Genomic DNA, 16,699 nt, shown 5'->3' on the forward strand with positions numbered 1-16,699 from the left:
CTGAATCCGCCTGCCAGAAAAATGGTGGGCGGATTTTCTTTTGTCTTTCCCCTATGCTTGCTGGCGGTGGGGGTAGCGCCAGAGCAATGGGGATGGCCTGTATTTGCGGTGGTCATGGTCGTGGCTGTTGCCGCGTGCATTTTTGCCTGGAAGAAACGCTTCAAGACCCGCATGTCTTATCGCCAAGACCCACGCAAGGAACCTAAGCCGGACAAGAAATACTATGCCGGGATGGCAGTGCTGTTTGCGCCTGCTCTGCTTATGTGGGCTTTTGATGAAAAGATATGGCTTGGGATCGCCGCAGCTTTCATCTGGGGCTGCGCGATGTTTTGGGCGCTGCAAAGCGATGCGCTGGATCTAAACAAGAGGGCGAGCCGCAATGCGTGAGTCACTATCTGCTCTAAACCCCATCATCCAGCCACTTAACCGATTCAAGATCTGTGCGGCGCTCAGGGCTTTCGGGGCAGTCGAGGGCCAGCAGCGGAAGGAGATGCGTTTCGGTGCGCTGCGCGATGAAACGGGACTCACAGATGCGATGCTGTCGAAGCAGCTGAAGGTCTTGGAGGAGGCAGGCTTTGTTACCCGCTTCCGCGAGTACGGCTCAACGCGCGCCAAAGACACCGTCTGGGTCATGCTGACCGCAGAAGGAAAAACGTGTTTAATTCTCACTTAGCGGCGCTGCGGGAAATCGCAGGCGACGGTGTTACATAACGCAGGCAGTAGGCAAAAAGTGCTACTACGATGAAGGTCAACCACACAAAGTCGTCCACGAGGAACTTCTGATAGAAGGGCTGGCCGTGCACGTCAATGGAGTCACCGAACCACCACTTTGGTGGCACCGTAATGACCATCGCGCCCCACGCTGCCATAACCGCTAGGAAGGAGCCTGCGACCCACGTGTTGTTGCGCCATGTCCATGCACGGTAGGTGAAGACCGGGATAACGAGTGCGAGCCAGACCCAGTGGTGAGACCAAGAGACTGGGGAAATCAGCAGCATGACTAGTGCGGTGACCAGCTGGGCGTCGACAAGCATGTTGCGTTTGAGCAATGCCAAGATGAGCAGCGAGCCTACGGCGACCACCGCAAGCGCCAGCACCAGCCAGATGATGTTGATGAGGGTTCCGTTGGCCTCCATCGACTCCGTGGAGGGGAACAGGCGCTGCACGACCGCCTTGAGTGAGCTGTTGGACTGGTAATCGGTGGCCACGCCGAAGTCGGCGCCCGAGCCCATGTCGAGCAGCTTTGAGGTAAAGAACTCTACGAATGCCTGCCAGCGAACCGCTGCGGCTGCCAGCGTAGCCGCGGCTGCAGTGCCGATAGCAATCAGGATCGGCTTAAGCTCCTTGCGCAGCAAGAAGTAGAGCAGCATTGCCAGGGGAGTGATCTTGATGGCTGCAGCGAGACCGATGAGGATGCCCTGCGGTAGCCAGCGCTTGCGCGGAACGAGATCGAAGATGACCAGGGCCATGATGACGATGTTGACCTGCGCAAAGCCGTTGTTGAGGCGAATTGGTTCGAAGGCCATCGTCAGAGCCCAAACCAGGGAAACCACCGGCAAGAGCCATGTGCGGTCCTTGAGCAACGCGCGGAAAATGAAATACAGGCAGGCGAGCACAAGTACGTCCGACAACACGTTCATGATGTTGCCGGCCATGTCGTGGGTAATCCAGTCAGGCGCCGTGAGTGGCACCATCGCGAGCGCGCCGAATGGCGGGTAGATGAAGGGTAGCGCAATGTCGCCGGCCATCATGGGCTCCGAATACATGGAGCGGCCCTCGAGATAAGCCTTCACGCCTTCCCGGTAGATGACCATGTCGATGGGGAAGTCTGTCATGCGCACATGCAGGATCATTCCCACAGTTCCGGCAATGAGGCCGAACAGCGTTAGTGCCCATTTCAAAGTTGTATTCGCGGGTTTCATCGGATTCAACAATAGGACACTTTCGCCCATGCGCTGCGTAGGACGTGGCGCATGGGCGAAGTTAGTTGGAATAAGCAGCGGGAACGCTTAGTTCACGTGGCCATCCACCACGCGGACGGCACCGCGGTCAGCGGAGGTTGCCATGTTGGCATAAGCGCGCAGAGCCTTGGAGACAGGGCGGTTGCGCTCCACCGGGGTCCATGGCTTTTCGCGCTGCTCTTGCGCTTGGCGACGTCGCTTCAGCTCCGTCTCATCAACGTCCAAGGAGAGCTTGCGCTCGTGGATGTCAATGGAGATGGTGTCGCCGTTTTCAACCAAACCGATGAGGCCGCCGTGGGCTGCCTCAGGGGAGATGTGGCCGATGGATAGGCCGGAGGTCCCGCCGGAGAAGCGGCCGTCCGTGATGAGCGCGCAGGCCTTGCCTAGGCCTGAGCCCTTGAGGAAGGACGTCGGGTGGAGCATCTCCTGCATGCCTGGGCCGCCGGCCGGGCCCTCGTAACGGATGACGATGACGTCGCCCGCCTGTACCTCGCGCTTCAAGATGATGGAGACGGCCTCTTCCTGGGACTCGACCACGCGGGCCGGGCCGGAGAACTTCCACAGCTCTTCCTCGACACCAGCAGCCTTGACGATGGCGCCGTTCGGTGCGAGGTTGCCGCGCAAGACCACGAGGCCGCCGTCGGAGGAGAAAGCGTGTTCTGCATCGTGGATGCAGCCATTGGCTTGGTCGGTATCCAGCGACTCCCAGCGGTTGGACTGGGAGAAAGGCTCGGTGGTGCGCACGCCGCCCGGTGCGGCGTAGAAGAGCTCGCGGGCCTTGTCTAGAGCCTTGTCGTTACGGATGTCCCAGTCGTCCAACCACTGTTCAGCGTTGTCGTAGAGCGCGGTGTGCACCTTCAGGTTAAGGTGGCCGGCGCGACGTAGCTCGCCAAGGATGGCGGGGATGCCGCCGGCACGGTGGACGTCCTCGATGTGGTAGGTGCCGTTAGGCGCGACCTTGGACAGGCACGGTACGCGGTAGGAGATCTCGTTGATGTCCTCCAAAGTGAAGTCCACCTCGCCCTCCTGCGCTGCGGCCAAGGTGTGGAGGATGGTGTTGGTGGAACCGCCCATGGCCATGTCGAGTGCCATGGCGTTGGTGAAGGCTTCCTTAGTGGCGATGCTGCGCGGGAGGACGGATTCGTCCTCCTCGCCGTAGTAGCGGCGGCACATGTCCACGATGGTGGAGCCGGCCTCTTCAAACAGCGCCTTGCGGGCTGTGTGCGTGGCCAGGGTGGTGCCGTTGCCCGGCAGTGCCAAGCCGAGTGCCTCGGTCAGGCAGTTCATGGAGTTAGCGGTGAACATGCCGGAGCATGAACCGCAGGTAGGGCAGGCAGACTGCTCGACGGTGAGCAGATCCTCGTCAGAGACGTCGTCGCTTGCCGACGCCGTGATAGCGGTGATGAGGTCGGTCGGGGCCTTGGCGACGCCGTCGACTACGACGACCTTGCCTGCCTCCATGGGGCCGCCGGAGACGAAGATGGTGGGGATGTTCAGACGCAGTGCTGCATTGAGCATGCCCGGGGTTATCTTGTCACAGTTGGAGATACACACCAGTGCGTCCGCGGTGTGGGCATTGACCATGTACTCGATGGAATCAGAGATGATTTCACGTGAAGGCAGGGAGTACAGCATGCCCTGGTGGCCCATGGCGATTCCGTCGTCGACAGCGATGGTGTTGAACTCCTTTGGGACGCCACCGGCTGCGCGGACCGCATCGGCCACGATGTCGCCCACATTTTTGAGGTGAACGTGGCCTGGCACAAACTGGGTGTAGGAGTTAGCAATCGCCACGATTGGCTTGCCGAATTCGTGCTCCTGGGTGCCGGTTGCGCGCCATAGGGCACGCGCACCAGATGCCTGGCGGCCAACGGTGGTTACTTTCGAGCGCAGCGGAAACATGGGGTGATAATCCTTTATCTCTATGGCGTGCTACTAGACGCTTACTGGTGGGCTGAGAAGGTCGTTAATGCTCAGCTTTGGGGGCTCGCTCGGGGTGTTTTTCGAGGTATTGGCTGTATTCTTCCTTGGACATGAGAACCTGCTGACCATCGCGGTGCACGATCACCACTTTCTCGTCGGCGGCGTCACGCCCGGCGGTTAGCGCATCGGGGATGCGGCCGCGGGAGGCGTCGGAAAGCCTTGGCAACGAATTGAAGGTGACGCCCGGAAGCGTGAACTGCTTTCCGGACTTCGTGCGGGCGAATGCTTTGGCACGCTGGAAACCAATGCCTGCGAAGTTGTCCCAAGAGATGTTTTGGGAACCCTTGAAAGCGTAGCTGATTGCAATGCCCTTTTCGGAGACACGAGTGCGGGACTTCAATACCCACCAGATGCACAACACTGGAACGATGAGCAGCCAAGCCAGATACTTGGGAGCCCAACCGATGCTGAGCAGTGCGATGGCGGATAAAAGAATGATGCCCAAAATGTGGTCTCGAGCGGGCTTGAATTCCTCTGCCTGGGCGTGGGTGGCCCGGGCCTCCGAGGCGGGAGCGGAGTCGGCGTTCTGTGGGTGAGATGACGTCATAGGTGCTTATGCTAATTGACTTTGCCCCCTCCGTGTTAACCGCCCCACCTGTGCTATCTCGCAAAATGGAACGTCGCTCCCAAAAGTGGGGGTATTTCCAGTGGACCGATATCTATATGTGTATAGTAATTCCCATGATCATTATTCGACTTCAGCTAGTAGTACCGGCGCGGCGTTTGCCGTAACGGGTTGCCGAATCAAACTTCAGCGACGTCGAAAAGCAAGCGCCCTCGTCAACTTCTTAGCGGAAGTTGAGACGGGGGCGTTGGCATTTTCTGGTCAGTTCAGCAAATGTGGCACCGCACCCAGGGTGTTTCATTAGCAAACGGACATCCCACCATCCCCGGGGTGTCACCCAAAGTAGATACAGCAATTCATCAACAAGGAGCTCATTCCCCGTGGCAGCTACACATCCGCCCACCCCGGCATCGGTGGCCTCTGCTAAGAAGCAGGGGGCCGAGATTATCACCGGCGCGCAAGCGATCGTCCGCACCCTAGAAGACCTAGGCACTGACCTAGTATTCGGCATTCCGGGCGGCGCAGTGCTGCCGCTCTATGATGCATTGCACCATTCCACCAAGCTGTGCCACGTGCTTACCCGCCACGAGCAGGGTGCGGGTCACGCCGCAGAAGGTTATGCCCAAGCCTCCGGCAAGGTGGGTGTGATGATTGCGACCTCCGGTCCGGGTGCAACCAACTTGGTTACGCCGCTTGCCGACGCCAACCTGGACTCCGTTCCTGTTGTGGCCATCACCGGCCAGGTGGGCACCAGCTTGCTGGGGACGGACGCCTTCCAGGAAGCGGACATCCGCGGCGTGACGATGCCGATTACCAAGCACAACTTCATCGTTACTGATCCGCAGGATATTCCCACCGCTATCGCCGCAGCCTTCCACCTGGCTTCGACTGGGCGCCCTGGTCCGGTGCTAGTCGATATCCCGAAGGACGTGCAGAACGCCACGCTCGAGTACGTATATCCGCCGCAGATTGACCTGCCAGGTTATAAGCCCACCACTACGCCGCACCCGCGTCAGATCACGCAGGCTGCAAAGTTGATAGCGGAGGCTGAGGCGCCTGTTCTCTACATTGGCGGCGGCGTCATCAAAGCGAATGCCTCTCGCGAGCTGGTGGAGTTTGCCGAGCTTTCTGGGATCCCGGTTGTCACCACCTTGATGGCGCTGGGTTCCTTCCCCGATTCGCACCCGCAGCACATGGGTATGCCGGGCATGCACGGTACGGTTCCGGCGGTGGCTGCGATGCAGCGCGCGGATCTGCTTATCGCCATTGGTGCACGTTTCGACGACCGTGTTACGGGCGATACCGAAACCTTCGCACCGAACGCACAGGTTATCCACGCGGACGTGGACCCGGCCGAAATTGGCAAGATCCGGGAGGCGGCCGTTCCAATCGTCGGTGATGCCCGCGAGGTGTTGCTGCAGTTGACCAAGGCTTTCCAGAATGATGCGAAGCTCAACCCACCGGCGATCGGGGAGTGGATGGCCTACCTGGAGGATCTAAAGAAGCGTTTCCCGCGGGGCTATGAGCCCACGCCGGACGGTTTGCTCAATCCGCAGTTCGTATTGGAAAAGCTCAGCTCCATCGTCGGCGCTGAGGCAATCTATTGTGCCGGTGTGGGCCAGCATCAGATGTGGTCCGCTCAGTTTATTGACTTTGAAAAGCCGCGCACCTGGATTAACTCCGGTGGTGCGGGCACGATGGGCTACGCGGTTCCCGCTGCGCTGGGTGCTAAGGCTGCTTGCCCGGATAGGGAAGTGTGGGCTATCGACGGCGATGGCTGCTTCCAGATGACCAACCAGGAGCTGACCACCGCGGCGGTGGAAGGCTTTCCATTCAAGGTGGCTGTTATTAATAACGGCAATTTGGGCATGGTGCGTCAGTGGCAGACACTTTTCTACGACCAGAACTACTCCAACACCAAGCTGCGTGAGCACGATGAGTATCTCCCGGACTTTGTCAAGCTCGCGGAGGCGCTGGGCTGCGAGTCGATTCGCGTCACCAAGGAAGAGGAAGTCGAGCCGGCCATCAAGCGGGCGCGCGAAATCAACGACCGTCCAGTGGTCATCGACTTCATCGTGGGGCAGGATGCTCAGGTATGGCCGATGATTGGTGGTGGCGCTTCCAATGAGGAGATCCAGTATGCATTGGGACTGCGACCACTATTTGATGAGAACGAGTCCGCTGCTGAGGATCTCGCAGAAATCCACGAGATGGTCGAGGAGGCCTAAGAATAATGGCAACGAATGAAATCACCCGCCACACCCTGTCCGTCTTGGTGCAAGACATCGAGGGCATCATCTCTCGCGTTGCGGGTATGTTTACCCGCCGCGGCTACAACCTGGTCTCGCTAGTTTCTGCGCGTACGGAAACGGAAGGCGTCAACCGTCTTACCATCGTGGTCGATGCTTCCGACGTCGTCATTGAGCAAGTTACCAAACAGCTCAACAAGATCATTCCGGTTCTCAAGGTTGTGGAACTGAAGGAGGAATCCACCATCGCCCGCGCCATTATGCTGGTGAAGGTCTCTGCAGACAACACCAATCGTCCGCAGGTGGTTGATGCGGTCAACATCTTCCGCGCGCGCATTGTCGACGTCGCGCAAGAGTCCGTAGTTATTGAAGCCACTGGTACACCCGACAAACTGCGGGCGCTGCTTGATGTCTTGGAGCCTTTTGGTATCCGTGAACTCGTCCAATCGGGTCACGTGGCGCTGGGGCGCGGACCAAAGACGATGGCTCCTTCGAAATGAAAATCTCACATTGTGAACAAACCATCCCGTTGTGTGGTACAACTATAGGTAGTTCATCGCACAGCAATATCTATGTAAGGAATACTGACATGGCAATCGAGACTTTCTACGACGCTGACGCAGACCTCTCCATCATCCAGGGCCGCAAGGTCGCCATCATTGGTTATGGCTCCCAGGGTCACGCACACGCACAGAACCTGCGTGATTCTGGTGTTGAGGTTGCAATTGGTCTGCGTGAGGGCTCCAAATCCCGCCCAAAGGCTGAGGAGGCCGGCTTTAAGGTTCTCACCAACGCTGAGGCGGCTAAGTGGGCAGACGTCATCATGTTGCTGGCGCCGGATACCTCCCAGGCCCAGATCTTCTCCGAGGACATTGAGCCGAACCTGGAGGACGGCAACGCGCTGTTCTTCGGCCACGGCCTGAACATCCACTTCGGGCTCATCAAACCGGCAGAGAACATCACCATCGGCATGGTTGCCCCGAAGGGCCCAGGCCACCTGGTTCGCCGTCAGTTTGTTGACGGTAAGGGTGTTCCTTGTCTTATCGCTACCGAGCAGGATCCGAAGGGGGAGGGTCACGACCTTTCCCTGTCCTACGCTGCGGCAATCGGTGGCGCTCGTGCGGGTGTTATTCCGACCACCTTCAAGGACGAGACCGAGACCGACCTCTTCGGTGAGCAGGCTGTGCTCTGCGGTGGCCTCGAGTACCTGATGATGGCGGGATTTGAGACCCTGACCGAGGCTGGCTACGAGCCGGAGATGGCCTACTTTGAGGTTCTTCATGAGATGAAGCTCATCGTCGACCTCATCTGGGAGGGCGGCCTGGCCAACATGAACTACTCCATCTCTGATACCGCTGAGTTCGGTGGCTACGTTGCTGGACCGCGCATCATTGACGATTCCGTTAAGGCTCGCATGAAGGACGTTCTTACCGACATTCAGGACGGCACCTTCGTCAAGCGCCTGGTTGCCAACGTTGAGGGCGGCAACAAGGAACTCGAGGATATGCGCGCTAAGGTTAACGCACACCCAATCGAGGACACCGGTGCCAAGCTGCGTGACCTCATGAGCTGGGTCAAAAACCCTTTGGACGCTACCGCCTAAGAATTCGCAGGTGAAAGCGTTAGACACCCTTTTTCAATAGGCGGGGATCCCGCAAAAATCCCGCAATAGATACGAAAGCGCCCCGGCGATTTGATTAGATTCAAGAGCCGGGGGCGCTACTGCTGTTCTGCCACTCGCCGACCGCCCGCAAAGCCGGACGGCCTGGCGATAGGTCTTTGCCCACATGGGCGCTAATCGCCGCCGTGATACGGTCCTGCGAACCTGAAAGCACATGCGCATACGTAGACAACAAAACATTGGGAGAATGCCCCATCACGTGGGCCACGTCCTGAAGGGGATGCGGACGAAATCTTGGAGGATTTCCCGTATGATTAATGTGCGATACACGGATGCCCAGCGGCTCAAGGCTTAGAGGTATTTGATAGAACATAATCTGCTACCGATTAAACCAGCAGGGGTTTCACATCAAACCTGAGCGCTTCAGAAAGTGGGTGGAAAGAGGAGCGTTAGCGACGCGAAAACAAGCGGATGGGGTTAACTTATATGAAGTAAACGAGGTTCACGATGTCTTGCGCATCAGAAACGGCTACAATCAAAAGCCCATAGAACCGTGACCGTCTAGCGAAAGGAGTAGTGATGTCAGATGGCACGCCGGAAGATGAACTTCCAGACGCGGAGTCGGAAGCTACTAGCGACGACGAACAGCGGGGAAAAGATTTACGGAGTGAGAACTCCGAGGCCCGAGACCCTGGTCGTGGAGGGCTGGAAAGACACCGGTCGAGCATTGACGAGTGCAATGCAACAGATCCCGATCTCGAGGTAATAACTCCAGACGAAGAACGCCAAATCACTTCGGCTGAGTTCCAAACGATGATAGCGACTCACACAGGGCCGCTACCATGAGTAAACGATTTCGCTGGGTATGACGATGTTCTTCCCGGTGCTGCGGATCGTATTGTCCAGATGGCCGAGAAATCAATTGATGCCTACCATCAAACTGCTTCGGCTGATGCAGAAATTCAAAAAGCAACTGCTCGTTCGATTGACAATCGAGGATTAATTGAACGACGTCAGCAAGGGTTGTTTTCAGCGGTTGCCATCATCGCTCTTCTTGGCACGCTTATTATGGCTTGGTTCGACAAACCGGTCCCCAGCGTAGTGGCGCTAATTGTTACTGCTGCAAGTGCATACATGGCGTATCGCACGGGTAAAGAAGGTCTGCAGGTGAATCCAGTGCGACACGATGGGGAGAATGACGACTGAGTTTTGTCACGCTGTGTGATATAATCGATGCGACTATTTATATCCTGCCACCGGCGAGGGTGTCTGTCCGTTTGTGTACGGGGGTTGATTTACAAGTATGCGGCGAACCTGTTGGGGTAGGCCACGGATAGCTGATTGATTGCCTGCTTCCAGTTGCTGGTCTTGCTGCCTTCGATAGGTTGCTTGGCTGAAGCAGAAGCTTTGGCTCCTTCTTTAGCGCGGCGGGCAGGACGACGGTTCTCGATGTTACAGATCATCAACCACAGCGTCTTCACTGCCGCTGAATCCGACGGGAACTGAACTCGGTTTCGTGTTGTTTTTCGCAGCTGACTGTTCATCGATTCGATGGAATTGGTGGTGTAGATAACCTTCCTTGCCGCTGGCGGGAACTGCAGGAACGGAATGAACCTGTCCTACGCGTCGCGCCAGACTTTCACTGATTACGGATACTTCTGGCCAAGCTCGCTGGTCTCAAACTCATCGAGTGCACGTCGAGCTTCATTCTCGTTGACAGCGGTATAGATGCCTCGTAGTTGCTTCGAGATCTCTTTCCGGTCGCCGGAGGCTACCCACCTGTTAGCGGCACGAATCAGATGCACCACTCAGGTTTGGACCATGGAGTCCGGCCAGGTTGCCTGGATTGCTTCGGGAAAACCTTTCAGTCCGTCACAACAGACAATAAAAACATCGTTGACACCGCGGTTGGCGATTTCTGCGCATACCTGCGACCAGAATGCTGCACCTTCATTGGTAGCTACCCACAAGCCCAAGATGTGCTTGATGCCTTCCATGTCCACACCGACAGCCATGTAGACCGCCTTGTTGACGACGCGTCCGTTGTCACGGATTTTTACACGTAGGGCATCAAGGAAGATGACTGGATAGAACTCGTCGAGTTGCCTGGTCTGCCACGCGGTGACTTCCTCTAAGACCGCATCGGTGACCGCGCTAATGGTATCTGGCGACAAGTTCACGCCGATGGTGGTAGCCAGATGATGTTCGATGTCACGCACGGTTATTCCACCCGCATACAAACTAATGACCATGTCATCGAGGTCGGTAAGTCTGCGGCTGCCCTTGGGAACCATACGCGGCATATAGGTGCCTGCTCGATCTCGAGGAACACTGATATCAACTGGTCCGTATACCGAGTCCACGGTTTTGGGATAGGAGCCGCTACGGCTGTTCGATTGGCCGGCAGCTTCCTTAGCAGCCCGGTCGCCATTGACGTAGCCCAGGTGTGCATCCATTTCCGCGCTGAGCCCACTGTTAATCGTGGCCTGCAGCAGGCCACGCACCAGCTCGTTGGCGTCGGCGGTTGATTCACCCAGCTCCTGGATCAACTTGGCGGTTTCCGGGTTCTACATCAGCCGGCGGTTGATATCGGCGACGCGCTCAGCGTCATCATGTTTCTTCGGGGACTTAGGCAGTCATTGTTGCGCACTCTTCTTCGTGATTGAAGATTAAACCTCATGCGCAAAGATTCCGACACCCTCCATCATCGGGAGACACATAATTTTCTGAGGGAAAATACCTCTTTAGTAAATGGCGTATCCCCTGGTAAAAAAATTTCTAAACTCCACGCCTCCGCCATAATTCACACTCCGTATTTCACTAGGCTGCATAACTTTGGTTAAATTGCCTGGGTCTTCACTATAGCTAAGACGGTACAGTCACAGGGGCCTAACCCCCGACGTGTCCACTTTCCGGGGGTCAGGCCCCTGTGCAGGAATGGTGACGACCTCTCCGGATTCTTTCTCGAAGACAATGTGGGCACTTCCTTCATGGAAAGGAACATCTACTCGGATGGTTTGTTGCTTTTCTCCGCTACGAATTGATTCCTCGTAGCCTTCCCACATGTAGATGCGCTGCTCTTGTTCTATATCTCGCCAGTTGAATGCGAATGGTAAGAGTTCTTCTACGGTAGGTGCTTCAAGTCCATTGCTTCCGCGCACGATGCACCGGATGGACGGATCAACATCAAAAAGCACCTGGCGGCATTTACCGCAGGGAGGAATAACTTGACCAGTAGGTCCGTATACGGCGACTACTGCTTGGATTGGGTCCTCTGGATAACTAGCAGCATGGTTAGCTAAAGCCGAGACTTCCCCGCAAGGACCACCGAGGAAGTGGTGCGCGTTCAAACCGAGTACGTGTTTGCCTGATTTGGTGAGGAGTGCTGCGGCTACAGTGTGGTCTTCTCCGTCTTGAAAACGCTGTGCATGGGTGGTTGCTTTGGCTAGTAAATTTCGAAGTTCGTTGGTAATCACTCTTTAAGGGTAATAAATGCTAACGCGCTTGATCTATGCGAAGACAGAGATCGGGAACACCCCCCCCGGATCATTTTCAGACAGGGACGAAAATAAGCCATACCGAAGCCAGCGACTAGTTCCACTGCCACAAGGCGGAAGGAACGCAGATAAACATAGCTTGCCCCAGCATGGGGCTAGGAGTACGAATCCTGGGCTCCTTCAAGCGGAACTGCCAACAACGTAATGGGATTAGGCTGGGATCTGGCGCGGGTCAGGAGGCGCAGCAGGAGAGTTTGGAGACGTCGGTGGTGAAGGACTGTGCGGCGATTTTGATCCCTTCGGCCATGGTCAGGTATGGGCACCAGAGGTTCGCGACCTGGTCAACGGTCATGCCGGCCTCGAGGATGTAGACTCCGGCGGCGGCCAGGTCACCGGCCTCCTTGCCGACGGCGGTGATCCCCACAATCCGTCCGGTGTCGGCGTCGGCGACGATTTTGATGAAGCCGCGGGTGTCCCGGTTCACCAGTGCCCGGGGAACGTATTCCAGGGGCAGGACCCGGCATTCACACCGGATGCCCGCCTCGTTGGCTTCCTTGTCGGTCATGCCGACCGCGGCCAGTGACGGGCTGGTGAACGTCACGCGGGGCAGGTGCCGGTAGTCGACCTCGCGCCCGGCGTTGTTGAAGGCGTTCTCCACCATCAGGGTTCCGTGGGCGGACGCGACGTAGACGAATTCTCGGTGCCCGGTCACATCCCCTGCGGCCCAGATCCTGGGGTTGGAGCTGGCGAGTGTGCTCTCGACCAGGATCTGGCCGGTGTCGCCGGTCTTGACGCCGACGGCGTCCAGGTTCAGTCCGTCGGTGACGGCGCGTCGGCCGGTGGCTACCAGCAGCTTTGCGGCGCGGAATTCCTCCTGGCCCCCGGCGACCGTGGCGGTGACAAGGACCTCTGCGCCGGCGGGATCTGTGCGGACCGAAGTTACGGCTGCGCGGCGGACCACGCGGATGCCCTCGTCGGCGAAGACGCCCATCAGCGCACGGGAGGCTTCCGGTTCCTCGTGCGAGGCAAGCCTGGAGCGGACCAGCAAGGTCACTTTGGATCCGAGGCGGGCAAAAAGCTGCGCCTGCTCCAGGGCCACGTACCCGCCGCCGAAGACGATCAGGGACTCGGGCACCTCGTTCAGTTCCATGGCGGTGGTCGAGGTCAGGTAGTTGACTTCATCCAGTCCCGGCACCGGGGGTGCCCACGGGGTCGAACCGGTCGCGACCAGATAATGGGCGGCGGTCAGGGAGTCGCGGGTGCCGTCGGGTCCGGTGATTTCCAGGACCGGTTCCTCCGGGGTGCCGGCGAACACCGCGGTGCCCTGGCGCAGGTCCCATCCGTAGTCGGCGGCCAGATCCACGTATTTATCCGAGCGCATTCCCTCGACCAGGGAGCGTTTCCCGTCTATCAGTACACCCATGTCCACCGGGGCGGCGGAAGTGCTGATCCCGGGGAACCTTCCGGTCGCATCCACAGCGACATGCCGGGCTTCGGCGGCGGCCAGCAGGGCTTTGGAGGGAACGCACCCGGTGTTCACACAGGTCCCGCCCACCGTGGAGCGTTCGATCATCACGACCCGATTGCCCAGCTTGGTGGCCCGGATGGCGGCGGCGAAGGCGCCGCCTCCGGAACCGATCACGGCTAAATCAAAATCTGGTGCTGCCTCAGGCATTAGTCCTCCTTGGAGTCTCGAATGAACACCCCGGGGGCGTTCCTTTTTGCATGCTGTCCCCAGTCTGCACCTTCCCCTGCACGGGAAGGTCAAGAACGGGAGCGAAGAGATCGGTGTTGCTACGGAAGTGTTGTGTCAAGAAATTCCTTCAGGGCATCGGCCTTCATGGGCCGGGAATCGGCCCGGCCCAGGATGTCACCGTCAGGTGCGATGACGACGGTACTGTCCAGGGATGTGACCGCGTACTTTTGGGTGAGTTCCCCGGTCCGGTCGACAACGAAGGGGTATCCGGGTGTGCCGGCCATTTCGCGGAACTGGTCCACTTGGGTTTTTGTGTTCTCCGGCGTCACGTCCACGGCGACGAAGTCTGCCTTATCGGCATATTCCTGTTCCAGTTCCTTCATCGCTTCTGCCTGCGGAACGCAGGTATAGCACCAGCTCGCCATGAAATACAGCACTGTCGGGCGGGTGGAAGGGACGGTGAGGGCCTTGCCGTCCACAGATGTGATCTCGATCCTGTCCACGTTGTTTGCGCCCGCTGGCCCGGCGGCGGGAGCGGTTTCGCTCCCGCGGTTCAACGCAGTGAGGGCCAGGACCAGGATGAGGGCCGCGGCCGCTACGACGGCAGTAATGGTGAAGATCCGCCGGTGGTTTCTGGTCGTTGTCATGGGTTTCCTTTCTGGTTGGTGCGCCCTGGCGCCGTGTCGGGAAGAAGATGTTCCGGGCCGCAGCACGCTTCGGTGCTGTCGCTGCTCTCAGCCCCATCCGTGATTGCGCTGTTGTCCTGTGCCTTGCTTTTACTGCGGCGCCGCAGGGCCAGGGCCGCGGCGGCGAGGACGGCGGCCACCGCGGTGAGGGTGATGATGGGCCAGTTGCCCGAGATGAAACCGGACAGCGCCACGCTGGCTTCGGTGACCGTCCCGCCCATGATCTCCCCGGCCTGCCCGCCGGACAGGGCCGGAACCCAGTAGAGCAACAGGTAGATCCCTGCGAGGATAAGCGCGGCTCCGCCGAGACGATTAACAAACGGCAGGATCCTTCGGACGTGGCGTGCCAGGACGTCCCGCGCTACCGCTGCACCGAGGGACAGAAGGACCAGCACCACCGAGGAGCCCAAGGCGTAGGCGGCGAAGACCGCCAGCAGCCCGGCCAGGCTCCCGGTGGACACAGCCTGGGCGACAACAGCCAGCAGCAGGGCCAGGCTGCAAGAGAGCGCAGCCACCGCATAGGCCACCCCGTAGCCAAAGACCGCCCTGAGGCCCGAACTGGTCCCGTCCGTCTTCAGAATCCGGGGCAGGTTCAACCTCGCCCCGGGCAGCTGCCATCCGAACACCATGCCAAGGCCGGCAACCACAATAACCGCTCCGATCAGCGCCGCCGCCCAGGGAAGCGCCGACGCCACCGACCGCAGGCCTACAGCGGCGAGCAGGCCGGCCGTAACAAAGACAGTGGCGAAACCGGCGCTGAGGGCAACCCCGGCCTGAAGACCTGCAAGCAACGGCCGCTTCCGTCCCGCACCGGGGCCTGAACCAATGAAATACGCCAGATAGGTTGGCAGCATCGCAAACCCGCATGGATTCACCGTGGCAAGCATTCCGGTCAGAAAGGCCAGACCCAAAACACCCGTCATCCCTGTGACCCCGCATCCTCAGAAGCACCGGCCCGGGACTGCCCGGACCGCTCCTGCTCCGACGATGAATGAGGTGTTGGAGTAGAATCCGCGGACAGGCTGGCCCCCGGGCGGGAACGGGCGCAACAATCCGTCCCCGGGCTGCCCCGACGCTGCGCCCGCAGGAGCAGGGCCCCCGCGGCAAGGGCTGCGGCGGCAAGGGCTGCGGCGGCAATGAACCAGAGGTTGCCGGCCATTGCGCCGGCCGCGGCGAAAACACCGGCTGCAGCCGTCAGAACGGGTACCCCGCAGCACACCAGCGCCACCATCACAACACCAAGGAAGGACAGCAGAGTGCCTGCCGCAAGCACCAGGCCAGAGCGCTTCCGGCCCTTCACTTTTATTGACATGATCATCCCTTCATATGTCCGGCTCGTGTCCGGGACCCCGACAGGGGACCCCAACACGAAACCGGACGGCCAGTAGTACGTCACACCCCATTATCAACCTTCCACTAAGGGGGAAGGTCAAGCTGGCGACGGGACCTGTTGGTTTGCGGGTGCCGATGCGGAACGTTCCAGTACGATGGAAGGGTCATATGCGATTTTTTGGAACGAGATGAGGACCCGAAATGCGAATCGGTGAAGTTGCTGATGCTGCCGGTATAACAACCAAGACGATCAGGTTCTATGAGGACCGGGGCCTGCTCCCACCGGCTGAGCGCTCGGCCAACGGCTATCGTGACTACACCCACGACACCCTCAGCCGCCTCGAATTCATTCGCCGCAGCCAAGTCGCCGGGCTGACACTGGCGCAGATCCAGGGCATTCTGCGGATCCGCGATAGCGGTTTGACGCCTTGCACCCACGTACGGGATGTCCTGGGGAAACAGTTGCAGGACCTGGACCGGAAAATCGCGGAGCTCACCGCGCTCCGGGTGACCGTGGCCGAACAATATGCAACCGCCGAGGTGGCCGACCCTCAGCGCTGCGATGCTGAACAAATCTGCAGTTACATCTGAGCCCGCCGCAGGCTAAGGGGCTTCACTGAGCCGGCTCCCGCCGCGGCCAGTGCCGTCCGCAGTTACGCAGCACCCGGCTCCACGGCACGGAAGACCTCCGTGCCCGCGGCGTCTAGGATTACAGCGGTGCTTACCTGGTTTATCCGGTAGGCGGTGATGAGCCGCGTATCGGTATCAGAGGCAAAGGCCAGGGATGACGCCCCATTTCCGGCCAGGAATTCCCTGATTTCATCGGCCGTCTCGTAGGACGCGATGTCCACCGCGACATAGTTCACGGCAGCAGGAGAGCTTCGCTGGACCTTGGCAAGCGCCCGGGCTCCCGGCTCGAAGGTCAAGCCCCATGGTGATGCCGTGGCCCGGCGAGTAAGCGAGGTCAGGCCGGTTGGCGGCGGCTTTCGGTGGGAATGATCTGGGGTAGGAACCGGACGTAGAGGATCATTCTCTGATTCTTATCCTCTCCGAGACAGATAACACTTGTAAAAGTTGATTACACCCTATTGTTACGCCGGTTCGGGGTT

At 59.0% G+C, this 16,699-nt stretch carries 15 protein-coding genes and 2 pseudogenes; 7 read left to right on the forward strand and 10 right to left on the reverse strand.

Annotated elements, in window-relative coordinates:
* The first annotated feature begins 21 nt into the window (after positions 1-21).
* Both HMPREF0308_RS13055 and HMPREF0308_RS12425 read left to right on the forward strand, forming a co-directional pair.
* The gene (locus tag HMPREF0308_RS13055) at positions 22-387 is read left to right on the forward strand and encodes a hypothetical protein (protein WP_005532138.1); all 366 of its coding nucleotides are present in this window, start codon (positions 22-24) and stop codon (positions 385-387) included.
* A complete protein-coding gene (locus HMPREF0308_RS12425; protein ID WP_005532140.1) occupies positions 380-673 on the forward strand; it encodes a winged helix-turn-helix transcriptional regulator in 294 nt (97 codons plus the stop codon). Before HMPREF0308_RS13055 ends, HMPREF0308_RS12425 begins: the two co-directional genes overlap by 8 nt.
* On the opposite strand, the gene HMPREF0308_RS12430 is transcribed toward HMPREF0308_RS12425, so the two are convergent.
* The 3 genes from HMPREF0308_RS12430 to HMPREF0308_RS12440 form a co-directional block, all read right to left on the reverse strand.
* Positions 666-1,922 (reverse strand): glycosyltransferase family 87 protein, encoded by a 1,257-nt coding sequence (locus HMPREF0308_RS12430; protein WP_050765484.1) that lies wholly within the window; start codon positions 1,920-1,922, stop codon positions 666-668. The two genes, HMPREF0308_RS12425 and HMPREF0308_RS12430, sit on opposite strands and share 8 nt — an antisense overlap.
* Before the next feature lie 87 nt (positions 1,923-2,009).
* The gene (ilvD, locus tag HMPREF0308_RS12435; protein WP_005532143.1) at positions 2,010-3,863 is read right to left on the reverse strand and encodes a dihydroxy-acid dehydratase; all 1,854 of its coding nucleotides are present in this window, start codon (positions 3,861-3,863) and stop codon (positions 2,010-2,012) included.
* 64 nt (positions 3,864-3,927) lie between these two features.
* On the reverse strand, positions 3,928-4,491 hold the full coding sequence (locus tag HMPREF0308_RS12440) for a PH domain-containing protein (RefSeq protein ID WP_005532144.1): 564 nt from the start codon (positions 4,489-4,491) through the stop codon (positions 3,928-3,930).
* A 398-nt stretch (positions 4,492-4,889) separates the two neighbouring features.
* Between HMPREF0308_RS12440 and HMPREF0308_RS12445 the strand changes: the two genes are divergently transcribed.
* The 4 genes and pseudogenes from HMPREF0308_RS12445 to HMPREF0308_RS13440 all read left to right on the forward strand — a co-directional run.
* Positions 4,890-6,737, forward strand: coding sequence for an acetolactate synthase large subunit (locus HMPREF0308_RS12445; protein ID WP_034657608.1), 1,848 nt, complete (start codon positions 4,890-4,892; stop codon positions 6,735-6,737).
* 5 nt (positions 6,738-6,742) lie between these two features.
* Complete coding sequence (gene ilvN, locus HMPREF0308_RS12450; protein WP_005532147.1) at positions 6,743-7,258, forward strand: acetolactate synthase small subunit; 516 nt, start codon at positions 6,743-6,745, stop codon at positions 7,256-7,258.
* Between the two features lie 89 nt (positions 7,259-7,347).
* The gene (ilvC, locus tag HMPREF0308_RS12455) at positions 7,348-8,361 is read left to right on the forward strand and encodes a ketol-acid reductoisomerase (protein WP_005532148.1); all 1,014 of its coding nucleotides are present in this window, start codon (positions 7,348-7,350) and stop codon (positions 8,359-8,361) included.
* Between the two features lie 882 nt (positions 8,362-9,243).
* A pseudogene (locus HMPREF0308_RS13440) lies at positions 9,244-9,585 on the forward strand (DUF2335 domain-containing protein); the annotation flags it as partial.
* An 89-nt stretch (positions 9,586-9,674) separates the two neighbouring features.
* Here HMPREF0308_RS13440 and HMPREF0308_RS12465 read toward each other — a convergent pair.
* The 6 genes and pseudogenes from HMPREF0308_RS12465 to HMPREF0308_RS12485 form a co-directional block, all read right to left on the reverse strand.
* Positions 9,675-10,952, reverse strand: a pseudogene (locus HMPREF0308_RS12465) (IS256 family transposase).
* A 306-nt stretch (positions 10,953-11,258) separates the two neighbouring features.
* Positions 11,259-11,855, reverse strand: coding sequence for a cytidine/deoxycytidylate deaminase family protein (locus HMPREF0308_RS13445; RefSeq protein WP_174775574.1), 597 nt, complete (start codon positions 11,853-11,855; stop codon positions 11,259-11,261).
* A gap of 253 nt (positions 11,856-12,108) precedes the next feature.
* On the reverse strand, positions 12,109-13,551 hold the full coding sequence (gene merA / locus HMPREF0308_RS12470) for a mercury(II) reductase (protein ID WP_005532160.1): 1,443 nt from the start codon (positions 13,549-13,551) through the stop codon (positions 12,109-12,111).
* A 119-nt stretch (positions 13,552-13,670) separates the two neighbouring features.
* The gene (locus HMPREF0308_RS12475; protein WP_005532161.1) at positions 13,671-14,219 is read right to left on the reverse strand and encodes a TlpA family protein disulfide reductase; all 549 of its coding nucleotides are present in this window, start codon (positions 14,217-14,219) and stop codon (positions 13,671-13,673) included.
* Positions 14,216-15,181 carry a cytochrome c biogenesis CcdA family protein gene (locus HMPREF0308_RS12480; RefSeq protein ID WP_005532162.1) on the reverse strand — a complete coding sequence of 322 codons (966 nt, stop codon included), beginning with the start codon at positions 15,179-15,181 and terminating at the stop codon, positions 14,216-14,218. The genes HMPREF0308_RS12475 and HMPREF0308_RS12480 overlap by 4 nt, the downstream gene beginning before the upstream one ends.
* Positions 15,178-15,570, reverse strand: a complete 393-nt coding sequence (locus tag HMPREF0308_RS12485) for a hypothetical protein (protein ID WP_034657644.1) — start codon at positions 15,568-15,570, stop codon at positions 15,178-15,180. Before HMPREF0308_RS12485 ends, HMPREF0308_RS12480 begins: the two co-directional genes overlap by 4 nt.
* A gap of 227 nt (positions 15,571-15,797) precedes the next feature.
* Between HMPREF0308_RS12485 and HMPREF0308_RS12490 the strand changes: the two genes are divergently transcribed.
* Positions 15,798-16,181: a heavy metal-responsive transcriptional regulator gene (locus HMPREF0308_RS12490; protein ID WP_370445677.1), complete on the forward strand. Its 384-nt coding sequence runs from the start codon at positions 15,798-15,800 to the stop codon at positions 16,179-16,181.
* A gap of 62 nt (positions 16,182-16,243) precedes the next feature.
* Here HMPREF0308_RS12490 and HMPREF0308_RS12495 read toward each other — a convergent pair whose 3' ends face one another.
* On the reverse strand, positions 16,244-16,456 hold the full coding sequence (locus HMPREF0308_RS12495; RefSeq protein WP_236251949.1) for an alkyl hydroperoxide reductase: 213 nt from the start codon (positions 16,454-16,456) through the stop codon (positions 16,244-16,246).
* Positions 16,457-16,699 lie beyond the last annotated feature (243 nt).

It is taken from the genome of Corynebacterium striatum ATCC 6940 (assembly GCF_000159135.1).
Classification (GTDB): Bacteria; Actinomycetota; Actinomycetes; order Mycobacteriales; family Mycobacteriaceae; genus Corynebacterium; species Corynebacterium striatum.

Bases quoted from the DNA above. Each gene is read 5' to 3' on its own strand.
- HMPREF0308_RS12485 (WP_034657644.1), bottom strand. From the start codon at position 15,570: ATGTCAATAAAAGTGAAGGGCCGGAAGCGCTCTGGCCTGGTGCTTGCG.
- ilvN (WP_005532147.1), top strand. From the start codon at position 6,743: ATGGCAACGAATGAAATCACCCGCCACACCCTGTCCGTCTTGGTGCAA.
- merA (WP_005532160.1), bottom strand. From the start codon at position 13,551: ATGCCTGAGGCAGCACCAGATTTTGATTTAGCCGTGATCGGTTCCGGA.
- HMPREF0308_RS12425 (WP_005532140.1), top strand. From the start codon at position 380: ATGCGTGAGTCACTATCTGCTCTAAACCCCATCATCCAGCCACTTAAC.
- HMPREF0308_RS12480 (WP_005532162.1), bottom strand. From the start codon at position 15,181: ATGACGGGTGTTTTGGGTCTGGCCTTTCTGACCGGAATGCTTGCCACG.
- HMPREF0308_RS13055 (WP_005532138.1), top strand. From the start codon at position 22: ATGGTGGGCGGATTTTCTTTTGTCTTTCCCCTATGCTTGCTGGCGGTG.
- HMPREF0308_RS12475 (WP_005532161.1), bottom strand. From the start codon at position 14,219: ATGACAACGACCAGAAACCACCGGCGGATCTTCACCATTACTGCCGTC.
- ilvD (WP_005532143.1), bottom strand. From the start codon at position 3,863: ATGTTTCCGCTGCGCTCGAAAGTAACCACCGTTGGCCGCCAGGCATCT.
- HMPREF0308_RS12430 (WP_050765484.1), bottom strand. From the start codon at position 1,922: ATGAAACCCGCGAATACAACTTTGAAATGGGCACTAACGCTGTTCGGC.
- HMPREF0308_RS12440 (WP_005532144.1), bottom strand. From the start codon at position 4,491: ATGACGTCATCTCACCCACAGAACGCCGACTCCGCTCCCGCCTCGGAG.
- ilvC (WP_005532148.1), top strand. From the start codon at position 7,348: ATGGCAATCGAGACTTTCTACGACGCTGACGCAGACCTCTCCATCATC.